The organism is Streptomyces sp. NPDC051051, from assembly GCF_040682975.1.
GTDB lineage: Bacteria > Actinomycetota > Actinomycetes > Streptomycetales > Streptomycetaceae > Streptomyces.
Genome location: NZ_JBFBCB010000006.1, coordinates 224334 through 239930 on the forward strand (window position 1 = coordinate 224334; position 15597 = coordinate 239930).

Annotated in this window: 12 protein-coding genes; 11 read left to right on the forward strand and 1 reads right to left on the reverse strand. The window is 73.3% G+C overall.

Going from position 1 to position 15597, the window contains the following annotated elements:
* Window positions 1-18 precede the first annotated feature (18 nt).
* From AB0N31_RS07505 to AB0N31_RS07515, 3 genes are all read left to right on the forward strand, one after another.
* On the forward strand, window positions 19-288 hold the full coding sequence (locus AB0N31_RS07505; RefSeq protein WP_363086494.1) for a WhiB family transcriptional regulator: 270 nt from the start codon (window positions 19-21) through the stop codon (window positions 286-288).
* Between the two features lie 186 nt (window positions 289-474).
* Window positions 475-4134 (forward strand): glycosyltransferase family 2 protein, encoded by a 3660-nt coding sequence (locus tag AB0N31_RS07510; protein WP_366057428.1) that lies wholly within the window; start codon window positions 475-477, stop codon window positions 4132-4134.
* Entirely contained in the window at window positions 4131-5720 is a 1590-nt protein-coding gene (locus tag AB0N31_RS07515; RefSeq protein ID WP_366057429.1) for a DUF5719 family protein, read from the forward strand. Before AB0N31_RS07510 ends, AB0N31_RS07515 begins: the two co-directional genes overlap by 4 nt.
* 34 nt (window positions 5721-5754) lie before the next feature.
* Here the strand turns inward: AB0N31_RS07515 and AB0N31_RS07520 are convergent, their stop codons facing one another.
* Complete coding sequence (locus tag AB0N31_RS07520; protein ID WP_366057444.1) at window positions 5755-6204, reverse strand: metallopeptidase family protein; 450 nt, start codon at window positions 6202-6204, stop codon at window positions 5755-5757.
* Window positions 6205-6498: 294 nt separating this feature from the next.
* Here AB0N31_RS07520 and AB0N31_RS07525 point away from each other — a divergent pair, with 294 nt between their 5' ends.
* From AB0N31_RS07525 to AB0N31_RS07560, 8 genes are all read left to right on the forward strand, one after another.
* Complete coding sequence (locus tag AB0N31_RS07525; RefSeq protein ID WP_359061972.1) at window positions 6499-6921, forward strand: DUF3499 domain-containing protein; 423 nt, start codon at window positions 6499-6501, stop codon at window positions 6919-6921.
* A 211-nt stretch (window positions 6922-7132) separates the two neighbouring features.
* Window positions 7133-8497, forward strand: coding sequence for a phosphomannomutase/phosphoglucomutase (locus tag AB0N31_RS07530; protein ID WP_366057430.1), 1365 nt, complete (start codon window positions 7133-7135; stop codon window positions 8495-8497).
* A 308-nt stretch (window positions 8498-8805) separates the two neighbouring features.
* Complete coding sequence (locus AB0N31_RS07535; protein WP_094102991.1) at window positions 8806-8976, forward strand: Trm112 family protein; 171 nt, start codon at window positions 8806-8808, stop codon at window positions 8974-8976.
* Between the two features lie 249 nt (window positions 8977-9225).
* Window positions 9226-10359 carry an SIS domain-containing protein gene (locus AB0N31_RS07540; protein WP_366057431.1) on the forward strand — a complete coding sequence of 378 codons (1134 nt, stop codon included), beginning with the start codon at window positions 9226-9228 and terminating at the stop codon, window positions 10357-10359.
* 193 nt (window positions 10360-10552) lie between these two features.
* On the forward strand, window positions 10553-11704 hold the full coding sequence (gene manA / locus AB0N31_RS07545; protein WP_366057432.1) for a mannose-6-phosphate isomerase, class I: 1152 nt from the start codon (window positions 10553-10555) through the stop codon (window positions 11702-11704).
* Between the two features lie 193 nt (window positions 11705-11897).
* Window positions 11898-12878, forward strand: coding sequence for a cation diffusion facilitator family transporter (locus tag AB0N31_RS07550; RefSeq protein WP_366057434.1), 981 nt, complete (start codon window positions 11898-11900; stop codon window positions 12876-12878).
* A gap of 347 nt (window positions 12879-13225) precedes the next feature.
* Window positions 13226-14683: an adenosylhomocysteinase gene (gene ahcY / locus AB0N31_RS07555; protein WP_363086486.1), complete on the forward strand. Its 1458-nt coding sequence runs from the start codon at window positions 13226-13228 to the stop codon at window positions 14681-14683.
* Window positions 14684-14870: 187 nt separating this feature from the next.
* Window positions 14871-15485, forward strand: coding sequence for a hypothetical protein (locus AB0N31_RS07560; RefSeq protein ID WP_366057435.1), 615 nt, complete (start codon window positions 14871-14873; stop codon window positions 15483-15485).
* The last annotated feature ends 112 nt before the right edge of the window (window positions 15486-15597 follow it).

Here is a 15597-nt window from a genome sequence, read left to right on the forward strand (position 1 = left end):
ACAGAGCGAGGGGCGCACATGACCGAGCTGGTGCAGCAACTGCTGGTCGACGTCGACGACACGGACGAGGAACTCGGCTGGCAGGAGCGCGCACTGTGCGCCCAGACCGACCCCGAGTCCTTCTTCCCCGAGAAAGGCGGCTCCACCCGCGAGGCCAAGAAGGTCTGCCTCGCCTGTGAGGTCCGCTCCGAATGCCTCGAGTACGCCCTGGCCAACGACGAGAGATTCGGCATCTGGGGCGGACTGTCCGAACGGGAGCGCCGCCGGCTGAAGAAGGCGGCCGTCTGAGCACGGCCCGGGCCGCGGCTTCGAACGGCCCGTCGCAGGTGGCTTGTCCACAGGCGGCGGGCCACCGTCGTGCCCAGCCGATAGTGTGGGCGCTCGTCCGAGACACCCCGCCGCCCCCGTGCGGCGCGGGCGTCCACCGCAGTCCACCGAACCGGGGCCCGTACCTCGATGTCCGTGCACAGCCAAATGGCAGGTCAACGCGACGCTGCCACTCCTGAGTTCCCGCGCCACGTGGTGACCGCGGTCCTCGTCTCCCACGACGGCGCCCGCTGGCTGCCCGACGCGCTCGCCGGGCTGCTCGGCCAGGAGCGTCCCGTCCAAGCCGTGGTGGCCGCCGACACCGGCAGCGCGGACGACTCGGCCCAGCTGGTCACCGACGCCCTCGGCGCCGACCACGTCCTGCACCTCGCCCGGCGCACCGGCTTCGGCCAGGCCGTCGAGGAGGCGAGCCGGACCGCCCCGGTCCTCACCCCCGACGAACTGCCGTACCTCAAGCGCCCGAGCGGCTGGGACCCCGTCACGCGCACCTGGCGCGACGACGCCTACGACCTGCCCGACCTCCCGCACGGCGAACCCGTCCAGTGGCTGTGGCTGCTGCACGACGACTGCGCGCCCGAACCCGACGCCCTGGCCGAACTGCTGCGCGTCGTGGAGAACGAACTCGAACTGGGCCGTGACGACGTCGCCGTCGTCGGCCCCAAGCTCCGCGGCTGGTACGACCGCCGCCAGCTCCTCGAGGTCGGCGTCACCATCGCCCACTCCGGCCGCCGCTGGACCGGCCTGGACCGCCGCGAACAGGACCAGGGCCAGCACGACCACGTGCGTTCCGTGCTGGCCGTGTCCACCGCCGGCATGCTCGTCCGCCGCGACGTCTTCGAGGAACTCGGCGGCTTCGACCGCCGCCTGCCCCTCATGCGTGACGACATCGACCTGTGCTGGCGGGCGCACGCCGCCGGCCACCGCGTCCTCGTCGCCCCCGACGCCGTCGTCCGGCACGCCGAGGCCGCCTCCCGCGAGCGGCGCGCCGTCGACTGCGCGGGCCGCACCACGGCCTCCCCCCACAAGGTCGACAAGGCCGGCGCCGTCTACACCCTCCTCGTCAACAGCCGTACGGCCCTGCTGCCCTGGATCCTGGTCCGCCTGGTCGTCGGAACCCTCCTGCGGACCGTCGCCAACCTCGTCGGCAAGGTCCCCGGACAGGCCCTCGACGAGATCCGCGGTCTGCTGGGCACCCTCCTGCGACCCGAGCGGATCATCGCCGGACGACGCCGGCGCGGCGGCTCCGAGATCGACAAGGACGAACTGCGCCCGCTGTTCCCGCCGCCCGGCGCGACCGTACGGGCCACCGTCGAACAGGTCGCGGGCAACCTCTTCGGCGCCACCGACACCGAGACCACGACCGGAGCCGGCCGGCACGGCGGCGCCGTCGAGTCGGGACCCGGCGGCGACGACGCCGACTTCCTCGAGATCGAACAGTTCGCCCGCCTCAAGCGCATCGCCCGCAAACCGGGCCCGGTGCTCTTCCTGGTGCTGCTGCTGGTCTCCCTGGTCGCCTGCCGCAACCTCCTGGGCGGCGGCGCCCTCGCCGGAGGAGCCATGCTGCCCGCCCCGGCCGACGCCTCCGAGCTGTGGTCGCGCTACCTCGACGCCTGGCACCCGGTCGGCGCCGGCGGCACCCCGTCCGCCCCGCCGTACCTCGCGGTCGTCGCCCTGTTCGCCTCCCTGCTGTTCGGCTCGACCGGCCTCGCCGTCACCGTGCTGCTGGTCTGCTCGGTGCCGCTGGCGGGCCTCACCGCCTACTTCGCCTCCCGCCCGCTCATCGGGTCGAGCCTGCTGCGCGCATGGGGCGCCGTCGCCTACGCCTTCCTGCCCGCCGCCACCGGCGCCCTCGCGGGCGGCCGCATCGGCACCGCCGTCCTGGCCGTCCTGCTGCCGCTCATCGCCCGCGCGGGCATCGCCGCGAGCGGCCTCGCCCACACCTCCGGCGCGCGCGGCAGCTGGCGCGCCACCTGGGCGTACGCCCTGCTGCTGACGCTCACCACCGCCTTCACGCCGATCGTCTGGCCCATCGCGCTGGTCCTCGGCCTCGCCGTCCTCGCCGTCCTCGCCGTGCGCCGCACCGACATCCCCGCCCACGGCCTGCGCTTCCTCGTCCAGCTCGGCACCCCCCTGCTGGTCCTCGCGCCCTGGTCGCTGTCGCTGCTCCCGCTCGGCTTCTTCACCGAAGCCGGCCTGGAGTACGGCCCCTCGGCGGCCTCCGCGACCGACCTGCTCGGCATCAGCCCCGGCGGCCCCGGCACGGTCAGCGGCCTGATGCTCATCGGCGTCGTCCTGGCCGCACTGGCCGCCCTGCTGCGCACGGAGCGCCAGTTCGGCATCTGGACGGCCTGGGCGGTCGCCCTGGTCGGCCTCGTCTTCGCGGTCCTGTCCAACACCTCCGCCTGGGCCGGTCCCGCCACCCTCGTCTACGGCATCGGCCTGCTCGCCGCGGCCCTCATGGGCGCCGACGGCGCACGCACGCGTGTCGCCGAGCAGAGCTTCGGCTGGCGTCAGCCGGTCGCCGCCCTCATCGCCTTCGCCTCGGCCGCGGGCCCGCTGCTCGTCGCCGCGGGCTGGATGCTCGGCGGCGCCGACGGCCCCCTGGAACGCCGCGACCCGGTCCAGGTGCCCGCGTTCGTCGCCGAGGAGAGCAACACCCGCGACCAGGCCCGCACCCTCGTCCTGGACAGCGACTCCGCCGCCCACGTCGGCTACATGCTGGTCCGCGGCTCCGGCGCCCGCATGGGTGACGCCGAACTCGCCGCGGCCGACGGGGAGAACGCCCCCCTCGGCAAGGTCGTCGCCAACCTCGTCGCCGGCTCCGGTGCCGACCAGGCCGACCAGCTCGGCAAGTTCGCCGTCCGCTACGTCCTCGTCCACAAGGGCGCGCCCCGCGAGGTCACCCGCGTCCTGGACGCCACCCCCGGCCTGTCCCGGCTCAGCCAGCAGGACGGCAGCGCCCTGTGGCGGGTCGACCAGGAGGTCTCCCGCGCGGCGATCGTCACCGCCTCCGGCAAGGGCACCCCGACGGCGGTCGCCGCGGGCCCGGTCGACATCCACACCACGGTCCCCGCGGGCGCCGACGGCCGGATCCTGCGCCTGGCCGACGCCGCCGCCGACGGCTGGACCGCCACCCTCGACGGCGAGCCGCTCACCCGCACCACCGTCGACGGCTGGGCCCAGGGCTTCGAACTCCCCGCCTCCGGCGGCCGCCTGGACGTCACCTACGACGACCCGTTCGGCCACACCGCCTGGCTGTGGGCGCAGGGCCTCCTCGCCCTCGTCCTGGTCGTCCTCGCCCTGCCCGGCCGCCGCCGCGACGTCGACGACGACCTCCCCGAGGAGCAGCTCGTCCCGGCCCAGGCCGTCGAGGGCGAGGGCCGCCGCGCCCGCCGCCTGCGCGCCCAGGCCGAATCCGAGGACCCCGGCCGGGACGAGGACGTCACGCCCGCCGCGCCCGAGGAGGCTCCGGCCGCGGTGCCGCACCAGCAGTCCTACGACGACTGGGAGGCACCGGCCGACCCGCCCGCCCGGTACGACGCCTACGGCGACGAGCAGTACCAGGGCGTCCCCCAGCAGTACGCGGCCGGAACCCACGACCAGGCCTCCTACGACCCGTACCAGGCGGGCCGGTACGACCCGTACGCCTACGAGGCCCGCCCCGAGGCCACCGCCGCGTACGACCAGGCCTACCAGCAGAGCTACGACCCGTCGGCGTACCAGCAGGGCGGCTACGACCCCGCCTACGACCCGGCGCAGCACCCCCACGGCACCGGCAGCGAGCGCCCCGACGGGAGCCAGCAGTGAACCGCACCACCCTGTCCCTGATCGCCGGCACGGTCGCACTGGCCGCCGTCACCGGTTTCGCCACGCTCAGCGAGCCGGACGCGCCAGGCACGGACACCGCCGAGGCGGCCGCGGTCCTGCCCGTGGAGCGCACCGGCCTGCTCTGCCCGGCACCCAGCGCCTCCGACCTCGCCGAGACGACGTACACGTCGTTCACCCCCGTCACCAAGGGCACCGGAAGCGACGGCTCGGCCGAACTCCTCGCCGCCTCCCGCGAGTCGACGGACACGGCCGCCGACGAGGACACCGAGGAGCCGGCCGGGGACGACAAGAACACGGACGAGACGGACGCCGACGGGGCGGCCGACGGCGGGAAGGCCGACGACAAGACAGCCGACGACAAGAAGACCGCGGCCAAGCCGGTCCTGACCCCCAAGGCGCCCGGCACCCCCGTCACCGCCGAGACCTCCGGCGCCGACGAGCCCGCGCTCGTGGGCACCGCCGAAGGCAGGTTCGCGCCCGGCTGGACGGTCCAGCAGACCACCCAGGTCGCCGCCGGCAACGGCCGCGGCCTGCTCGGCGTCACCTGCACCGCCCCGGACACGGAGTTCTGGTTCCCGGGCGTCAGCACCGCGGCCGACCGCACGGACTACGTCCACCTCACCAACCCCGACGACTCCGCGGCCGTCGCCGACATAGAGCTGTTCGGCAAGGACGGCACCGTCACGACCACGGTCGGCGAGGGCCTGACGATCCCGGCGCACTCCAGCGAGCCCATCCTGCTGTCCACCCTCACCGGCGAGAAGCAGGACGACCTGACCGTCCACGTGAACGTCCGCAGCGGCCGCGTCGCCGCCGCCGTACAGGCCCTGGACGACAAGCTCGGCGGCGACTGGCTGGCCGCGTCCACCGACCCCGCGGGCACCCTGGTCGTCCCCGGCATCCCCGAGGACGCCACGGCGGTCCGCCTGGTCGCCTTCGCGCCGGGCGACGCCGACGCCGACCTCAAGGTGCAACTCGCCTCGCCCAACGGCCTGATCACCCCTGCCGGCCAGGAGACGATGCACGTCAAGGGAGGCATGACGACCGCCCTCGACCTGGGTGACGTCACGCGCGGGGAGGCCGGCTCGCTGGTCCTGACACCCACCGACGGGTCGGCACCGGTGGTCGCGGCCGTCCGGGTCGTGCGCGGCAAGGGCGACGAGCAGGAGTCGGCGTTCATCCCCGCCACCAGCCCGGTCGGCACGCGCGCGTCCGTCGTCGGCAACGGAGCCAAGGACGCCACGCTCTCCCTGACCGCGCCCACGGCCACCGCCAAGGTCAAGGTCACCGCGTCGGCGGGCACCGGCGGAGGCACCGCGGCGTCCAAGACGTACACGATCAGGCAGGGCACCACGCAGAACGTCCCGCTCCCGGTCCCCGCGGGCCTCAAGGGCACCTACGCCCTGACCGTGGAGAACCTCACCGCCACCCCCGTCTACGCCGCCCGCACCCTGACGGCGACGGAGGGCGGCGTCCCCGGCTTCACCGTCCAGACACTGCCGGACGACCGGGGCACGGTGGCGGTACCGGAAGCCGACGAGGACCTGACGGTGCTGCAGAAGTGAGTACGGCGGGGGGAGCGCGCGGCCGCCCGCGCGCTCAGTCCTCGCCGTAGCGGGGATCCACCGTCTCCGGAGTCAGCCCCAGCAACTCCGCCACCTGTTCCACGACGACCTCGTGCACCAGCGCGGCCCGCTCGTCCCGCCCCTTGGTGCGGATCTCCACGGGCCGCCGGTAGACGACCACCCGCGCGCGGCGGCCGTCCCGCGCGGACACCGTGCCGCCCAGCGGAACCGCCTCGTCGTTCCACGGCTCCCCGGAGCCGTCCAGCCGCGGCACCTCGAGCACCATGAAGTCGATGTCGGCGAGCTGCGGCCACCGCCGCTCCAGCCGGTCCACCGAGTCCTGCACCAGGTCCGCGAACACCTCGCCGCGGCTCGCCGCCAGCGGTACCTGAGGGGGCGCGATCGGCCCGCGCATCCCTCTTCCGTGGCGATCACGACGACGAGGGCCGGGGGCTGCGGCACGAGGCGGTACGGGGCTGTCCATCACCACCGCAGAGTAGTCCCCGCCGCCACCGGCCGCCCGGCTCCACGCGGCAACCCGGCCACCGCCCGGCCGCTCGCTCCGGATGTCCCGGCATGGCCATTCCAGCCAAGGTCCGGCTCGATTCCGTATCTCTCCGAGACCGTCGAACTCGCGGCAATTGATGGCTTTTGTCCGTGCCGACGGCCGGACCTGGACACCTTCCTCACCCTCAGGACTGGTGTTCGCGCAGGTCAGCGGGGTATGACTGGAGTCGTCTGTGGGGCGTTCCACAACCCGACACGGTGGAGTGACCTGGTGGAGAGTCGTCGCGGCCCGCTCAAGAGTGCGGTACCGTCCAACATCGTGAGCCCTGTACGTCGCTGTTCGCGAACCGCCTGCGGCCGACCCGCCGTCGCGACGCTGACGTACGTCTATGCCGACTCGACCGCCGTCCTCGGCCCGCTCGCCACCTACGCCGAACCCCACTGCTACGACCTGTGCGCCGAGCACTCCGAGCGCCTCACCGCCCCGCGCGGCTGGGAGGTCGTCCGGCTCCTCGACGGTTCGGCTCCCGCCCGCCCCAGCGGCGACGACCTCGAAGCGCTCGCCAACGCCGTCCGCGAGGCCGCCCGCCCGCAGGGACGCGCGGCCGGCGCCGGCGGCGCGAGCCGCGGGGCGGACCCGATGGAGGTCGCCCGCCGCGGCCACCTGCGGGTACTGCGCTCCCCGGACAACTGACCCGCCCGCTCCGCTCCGTCCGGCCGACGCACGGCCACGGACCTGCCGTCGTCGCGGACGCAACCGGACCGAACGCTTCCCTCCCTGTGGCTCTGACCTGAGGTGACGGCGTACGTCACGTCTGCGGGCCGGAGCCGGCGGACCCGCGACGGCCTGTCGGTCGCGCCGGGTAGTTTGTGGTGACTGACGAGACTTTCAGGAAGGCTTGGCCGTGACTGCTGATCTGTCGCAGATCGTGAAGGCGTACGACGTACGCGGGGTGGTCCCGGATCAGTGGGACGAGTCGCTGGCCGAACTGTTCGGGGCGGCCTTCGCCCAGGTGACCGACGCCGAGGCGATCGTCGTCGGCCACGACATGCGCCCCTCGTCCCCCGGCCTGTCCGCCGCGTTCGCCCGCGGCGCGGCCGCACGCGGCGTGCACGTGACCGAGATCGGCCTGTGCTCCACGGACCAGCTGTACTACGCCTCGGGCGCGCTGGGCCTCCCGGGCGCCATGTTCACCGCCTCGCACAACCCGGCGCGGTACAACGGCATCAAGCTGTGCCGTGCCGGTGCCGCCCCGGTCGGCCAGGACACCGGCCTGACGCAGATCCGCGAACTGGTGCAGACCTGGTCGGAGACGACCGGCCCCGAGCCGGCCGCGCAGCCCGGCACCATCACACGGGCGGACACGTTGGACGACTACGCGGCCCACCTCCGCTCCCTCGTCGACGTCACCTCCATCCGCCCCCTGAAGGTCGTCGTCGACGCGGGCAACGGCATGGGCGGCCACACCGTCCCCACCGTCCTCGACGGCCTGCCCCTGACCGTCGTCCCCCTGTACTTCGAACTGGACGGCACCTTCCCCAACCACGAGGCCAACCCCCTCGACCCCGCCAACCTCGTCGACCTCCAGAAGCGGGTGCGCGAGGAGGGCGCCGACCTCGGCATCGCCTTCGACGGCGACGCCGACCGCTGCTTCGTGATCGACGAACAGGGCGACCCGGTCTCCCCGTCCGCGATCACCGCCCTCGTCGCCGCCCGCGAACTCGCCCGGCACGGCGGCAAGGGCACCGTCATCCACAACCTGATCACCTCGTGGACCGTTCCCGAGGTCGTGAGGGAGAACGGCGGCACCCCCGTCCGCACCCGCGTCGGCCACTCCTTCATCAAGGCGGAGATGGCCCGCACCGGCGCGATCTTCGGCGGCGAGCACTCCGCCCACTACTACTTCAAGGACTTCTGGAACGCCGACACCGGCATGCTGGCCGCCCTCCACGTCCTCGCGGCCCTCGGTGGTCAGGACACCCCCCTCTCCGCCCTCGTCGCCCAGTACGACCGCTACGCCGGCTCCGGCGAGATCAACTCCACGGTCGACGACCAGAAGGCCCGCATCGCCGCGATCAGGTCCACCTACGGCGCCCGCCCCGACACCACCCTCGACGAGCTGGACGGCCTCACGGTCACCACCCCCGACTGGTGGTTCAACGTCCGCCCCTCCAACACCGAACCCCTCCTCCGCCTCAACGCGGAGGCCCGCGACGAGGCGACGATGAGGAAGATCAGGGACGAGGTCCTGGCGCTCATCAGGGGCTGAGACACGAGATCGCCGCGCCGACGGTGCACGGACGCGGCGCCCTGGCCGACGCGGGGCGCTTTCAGCCCGTCCGGCGCTCGAGGACGAGGCCGTCCAGGTCGATCGGGGGTCCCAGGGGTGGCGGAGCCCCCTGGCGGGGCGTTGGAGGGGCAGAGCCCCTTCAGGACGGGACGGGAAGGGGCGGCGGGGGCGACGAACCCCCACCGGACCACCCCACACCCCACCCCCACCAGCGGTACCCTGACCAGGCACATCCACCCCGGACCACCAGCCACACCCACCCCGGGCCCACCCCGAAAGGACACCTCATGCCGCTCGAAGCCGGCCTCCTGGAGATCCTCGCCTGCCCCGCCTGCCACGCCCCCCTCGAGGAGCAGGACACCGAGCTGATCTGCACGGGCCAGGACTGCGGCCTGGCGTACCCGATCCGCGACGGCATCCCCGTCCTCCTCATCGACGAGGCCCGCCGCCCCGCGTAACGGCGCCCGGCCCGCCGTACGGGCCGAAGCCGACCGCGCGAGGCGATTCGCACGCGACGCGTACGCCGGACGAGGCGCACGCGAGGCCACGCTCGCACGAGGTCACGCGCACGCCGGGCCACACGCACACGAAGCGACCCGCACGCCGGGCCACACGCATGCGAGCGACCGCACGCAGGACGACCCGCACCGGCCGCCCGCGCAGCGCCCCGCACACCGACGACCACAGGCGATCGGAGACCTGACGCCATGCTCGACGAATCGCTGCTCGACACGCCGGAGGCCCTGGCCGAGGCGGACCACCGCGCCCTCCTGCGGGGAGCGGCCGAGGCCGGCGCCCGCGTCCGCACCGCCGTCCGGCACGCCACCGAGGCAGGCGTGCAGCGGCTCGAACCGGACGGCCGCCCGCGCGCGATCCTCCTCGCGGGCCCCGGCGCCGCCGCCACCTGCGTCGCCGACCTCCTCGGCACCCTCGCCGGCGCCGCCTGCCCGGTCACCCGCCTCGCCCCCGCCGGCGTGGCCCCCGCCGCGGGCGCCCTCCGCTGGGAACTCCCCGGCTGGGCCGGCTCCGTGGACCTCCTCCTCATCACCACCCCCGACGGCACCGAGCCCGGCCTCTCCCTCCTCGCCGAGCAGGCGTACCGCCGCGGCTGCACCGTCGTCGCCGTGGCCCCCGCCGGCTCCCCGCTCGCCGAGGCCGCCGACGCGGCGCACGGCCTGTTCGTCCCGATGGCGACCGCCCCCTACGAGCAGGACGAGCAGCCCCCCGTCGCGGCCTCCGCCCCGGGCGTCCTGTGGGCGCTCCTGACCCCCCTGCTCGCGCTCCTGGACCGCATCGCCCTGATCTCCGCCTCGCCCGAGGAACTCGAGAAGGTCGCCGACCGCCTCGACCACGTCGCCGAACGCTGCGGCCCGGCCGTCGCCACCTACAGCAACCCCGCGAAGACCCTGGCCGCCGAACTCGCCGACTCCCTCCCCGTGATCTGGACGGAGGGCACCTCGGCCGGCCCGGCGGGCCGCCGCTTCGCCGCCGCCCTCGCCGAACTCGCCGGCCGCCCCTCCCTCGTGGCCGAACTCCCCGAGGCCCTCGCCGCGCACAGCGCCCTGCTCGCCGGCCCGCTCGCCGCCGGCGCCGATCCGGACGACTTCTTCCGCGACCGTGTCGAGGAAGCGCCCGCCCTGCACGCGCGCGTGGTGCTGCTGCGCGACCGCCCGATCGGCGGCCTCACCGCCGCCCCCGCCGCCCGCGAGCTGGCCCTCAGTCACGACACGCCGATGAGCGAGCTGGAACCGGAGGCCGGCGACGAACTCGTCGCCCTCTCCGAACTGATCGCCATGACGGATTTCGCCGCCGTTTACCTGGCGCTCGCTTCGGGAGCCTGATCTGACGACGACCGTCCGCCCGGCCCTCGAAAGCCGGCACGGACCGTCGCCCCGGACAGCAGCAGGCAGCCGGCCGGCCGCGGACATCCGACGGCCGACAATGACCGCCGGTAGCCGGTAGCTGGTAGCCGGCAACGGCCGCCCGACCGCCGCCCGCCCGACCGCAGGACAGACAGAACAGGCAGACACCCGCATGGACCGCCTCGACAACACCATCCGCCCCTACGCCTGGGGTTCCCCCACCGCCATCCCGCACCTGCTCGGCGTCGAACCCACCGGCGAACCCCAGGCCGAGATGTGGATGGGCGCCCACCCCGGCGCCCCCTCCCGCACCGGCCGGGGCACCCTCGGCGAGGTCATCGAGGCCGCCCCAGAGCGAGAGCTGGGCGAGAAGACCGTCGCCAAGTTCGGCCCCCGCCTCCCCTTCCTCCTCAAGCTCCTCGCCGCCGGCGCCCCCCTCTCCCTCCAGGTCCACCCCGATCTGACCCGGGCCAAGGAGGGCTATGCCGACGAGGAGCGCCGCGGCATCCCCGCCGACGCCCCGCACCGCAACTACAAGGACGCCAACCACAAACCCGAACTCATCTGCGCCCTGACCGAGTTCGACGGCCTGTGCGGCTTCCGCGACCCCGCCCGCGCCGCCGGCCTCCTCGACGCCCTCGGCGTCGACTCCCTCAAGCCGTACGTCGACCTGCTGCACGCCCAGCCCGAGGAGGCGGCCCTGCGCGAGGTCCTGACGGCGATCCTCACCGCGGACCCGGACGAGACGGCCCGCACGGTCGCGGCCGCGACCGCCGCCTGCGACCGGCTCGGCGGCGACCACGCCCCCTACGCCGGCCTCGCCCACCACTACCCCGGCGACCCCGGCGTCATCGCGGCGATGCTCCTCAACCACGTCCGCCTCCAGCCGGGCGAGGCCCTCTTCCTCGGCGCCGGCATCCCGCACGCCTACCTCAACGGCCTCGGCGTCGAGATCATGGCCAACTCCGACAACGTCCTGCGCTGCGGCCTCACCCCCAAGCACGTCGACGTCCCCGAACTCCTGCGCGTCGTCCGCTTCGAGTCCGGCGACCCCGGCGTCCTGCGCCCCGAGGCCACCCCCGACGGCGAGGAGATCTACGAGACCCCCATCGACGAGTTCCGCCTCTCCCGCTACACCCTCCCCGAGGGCGCCGCCCCGCACGACCTCACCCTGACGACCCCGCAGATCCTGCTCTGCACGGCCGGCACCGTACGGGCCGGCGAGCACGGACTGACACCCGGCCGGTCCGTCTTCGTCCCCGCGGGCGAAACAGCCGAAGTGTCCGGAACCGGCACCGTCTTCAGGGCCACCGTCATCGCCTGACGCATCCCACCCGCCCGTCCGGGCACACGCACGACGGGCCGGACTGCAACAATGGCCCACTGCAAAGGACGGGCAAAGCCGGAGACGGCGCGCAGCCCGGCCGGCACCCGCACGAGGCGACCCCGGGGCGACACGAACGCGCCACGGGGGCGACCTCGAGAACGACCCGAGGACGAAGGGACCACGCGAACACATGAGCGCGTCAGGCGGCAACAGGGCGATCGTGGCGGCACTCGCCGCCAACCTCGCGATCGCGGCATCGAAGTTCGTGGCGTTCGCGTTCAGCGGCTCGTCGTCGATGCTCGCCGAAGGCGTGCACTCGCTCGCCGACTCCGGCAACCAGGCCCTCCTCCTCGTCGGAGGGAAGAAGGCCCAGCGCGAGGCCACCCCGCAACACCCCTTCGGCTACGGCCGCGAACGCTACATCTATGCCTTCCTGGTCTCCATCGTCCTGTTCTCGGTCGGCGGCATGTTCGCCATCTACGAGGGCTTCGAGAAGATCAAGCACCCCCACGAGATCGAGCACTGGTACTGGCCGGTCGGCGTCCTCGTCTTCGCCATCATCGCCGAGTCCTTCTCCTTCCGGACGGCCATCAAGGAGTCCAACCCGCTGCGCGGCTCGCTCTCCTGGGCGGAGTTCGTACGCCGCGCCAAGGCCCCCGAACTCCCCGTCGTCCTCCTCGAGGACCTCGGCGCGCTCGTCGGCCTCGTCCTCGCCCTCGGCGGCGTCGGCATCGCCCTGGCCACCGGCGACGGCGTCTGGGACGGCATCGGCACCATCTGCATCGGCGTCCTGCTCGTCCTGATCGCCCTCGTCCTCGCCGCCGAGACCAAGTCCCTGCTCCTCGGCGAGGCCGCCGGCCCGGAGGAGACCCGCAAGATCGAGGCCGCCGTCGTCGACGGCACCACCGTCACCCGCATCATCCACATGCGCACCCTCCACCTCGGCCCCGAGGAACTCCTCGTCGCCGCCAAGATCGCCGTACGGCACGACGACACGGCCGCCGAGATCGCGCAGGCCATCGACGCCGCCGAGTCCCGCATCCGCCAGGCCGTCCCGATCGCCCGCGTCATCTACCTCGAGCCCGACGTCTACAGCGAGACCGAGGCCGTCAAGGGCCCCGACGCCGAAGCCACCCCCGGCGGCCCGGCCCACCCCCCGGCCGACCACTGACCCCGGCCCCCCTTCCGGCCCACCACCTGCCCGGCCCACCCGACGGGGCCCGCCGACCACCGGCGGGCCCCGCCGCCTTTCCCGGACCCGGCCGCCACATCGGCGTGATCTGTTCGCCGACGGACTGGGGCCGTCCGCCACGTCCGGTGTAGCTTGGAACGGAGCCAGACGTCGCTGCTGATGGCGGTCGGGCGGTCGCACACGGACCGTCCGAGGGAGAGAGGGCCTCCGACGGACTGCGCTGCGCGCACGCGGGCATGCCTGTGTCCCCACAGGGCACCCCTGTGTCCGCCGCCGCGCAGACCAGCCGTACCCAGACCTCTCCCCAACCCGAGGAGCAGCTCCACATGACGACTGTCGACAACCGGCAGGACTTCAAGGTCGCCGATCTCTCCCTGGCCGAGTTCGGCCGCAAGGAGATCACCCTCGCCGAGCACGAGATGCCCGGCCTGATGTCGATCCGCAGGGAGTACGCCGAGGCCCAGCCCCTCGCCGGCGCCCGCGTCACCGGCTCCCTGCACATGACGGTGCAGACCGCCGTCCTCATCGAGACCCTGGTCGCGCTCGGCGCCCAGGTCCGCTGGGCCTCCTGCAACATCTTCTCCACCCAGGACCACGCGGCCGCCGCCATCGCCGTCGGCCCCGACGGCACGCCCGACAACCCGCAGGGTGTCCCGGTCTTCGCCTGGAAGGGCGAGACCCTCGAGGAGTACTGGTGGTGCACCGAGCAGGCGCTGACCTGGCCGGACAGCCCCACCGGCGGCCCGAACATGATCCTGGACGACGGCGGTGACGCCACCCTGCTGGTCCACAAGGGCGTCGAGTACGAGAAGGACGGCAAGGTCCCCTCGGTCGACACCGCCGAGAACGACGAGCACCGCGTCATCCTCGAACTCCTCAACCGCACCATCACCGACGGCTCCCAGAAGTGGACGCAGCTGGCGTCCGAGATCCGCGGCGTGACCGAGGAGACCACCACCGGCGTCCACCGCCTGTACGAGATGCAGCGCGACGGCGTCCTGCTGTTCCCCGCGATCAACGTCAACGACGCGGTCACCAAGTCGAAGTTCGACAACAAGTACGGCTGCCGTCACTCGCTGATCGACGGCATCAACCGCGCCACCGACGTCCTGATCGGCGGCAAGACCGCCGTCGTCTTCGGCTACGGCGACGTCGGCAAGGGCTGCGCGGAGTCGCTGCGCGGCCAGGGCGCCCGCGTCATCGTCACCGAGATCGACCCGATCTGCGCGCTGCAGGCGGCGATGGACGGCTACCAGGTCACGACCCTCGACGAGGTCGTCGACAAGGCCGACATCTTCATCACCACGACCGGCAACAAGGACATCATCATGGCCTCGGACATGGCCAAGATGAAGCACCAGGCCATCGTCGGGAACATCGGCCACTTCGACAACGAGATCGACATGGCCGGCCTCGCCAAGGTCCCCGGCATCGTCAAGGACGAGATCAAGCCGCAGGTCCACACCTGGACCTTCCCCGACGGCAAGAAGATCATCGTGCTGTCCGAGGGCCGCCTGCTGAACCTGGGCAACGCCACCGGCCACCCGTCGTTCGTGATGTCCAACTCCTTCGCGGACCAGACCCTGGCCCAGATCGAGCTGTTCACCAAGCCCGGCGACTACCCGACCGGCGTCTACACCCTGCCCAAGCACCTCGACGAGAAGGTCGCCCGCCTCCACCTGGACGCGCTCGGCGTGAAGCTCACGACTCTCCGCCCCGAGCAGGCCTCGTACATCGGCGTCGACGTCGACGGCCCGTACAAGTCGGACCACTACCGCTACTGAGTCCACCCGGCCGCTGAGGAGCACGTCCGCGCACGAACGCACTCCTCAGCACCAGGTCCTCCGAGACAGGCCCCCGCACCCCCGTGTCGGGGGCCTGCCCCGTCGGCCTCCGGCCGGACCGGCCGTCACCCGCACCGGCCCGGCACGCCGAGGTGACCGGACCGGACCGTCACACCCCAGGACCCCCATGCCCCGCGGCCGCTATTCGCTCCACGATCCGCACGATCACACCCCCCTCGCACACGAACACTTCCAATGCGCCCCCGGCCCCTCCGGCTGGCGCTACGTCTCCCGGCTGACCACCCCCGCCGGCGATCACCACGGCTCCGTCGACCTCACGCTCGACGCCCTCGGACGCCCCCTCCGTCTCGAACTCCACGCGAGCGACTGGCAGGTACGCGGCGCGGCCCTCGACGGCGTCACCTGGGTCCGCACCGACCCCACCGGGACCCACGCCACGGAAGGCAACGTCCCCGCCCACGCCTTCACCGGCACCTCCCCCGCGTTCCTCGTCGCCACCACCCGACTGCTGCGCCTCACCCCCTCCGCGTCCGCGACCCGCGTACGCCTCGTCGCCTTCACCGACCCGGTCCTCGCCCCGCGCACCGTGGACCAGTCCTGGGCCTTGGTCGGAAGAGAAGCACACACCACTGACAACGGGCCCCTGACCGTCGAGGAATACCAGGTCACAGCCCTGGACACGGGTGAGCAGCACAGCGTGCACATCACCGGGGACGTCGTCCTCGCGGCGCCCGGCATCGAGCTGGAAGACCTCGAATCGCCCCCATCGGTCTTCGACTGAGCCCACCCCGGCGACGGCTAGGGCGTGTTTCGAAAGTAGCGTCGTCTGCCCGAAGGGCAGGCCCGGCGGCGTCTGGTGCGTGCGATCGCAAGGCGGAGGGTCGCCCCGATAC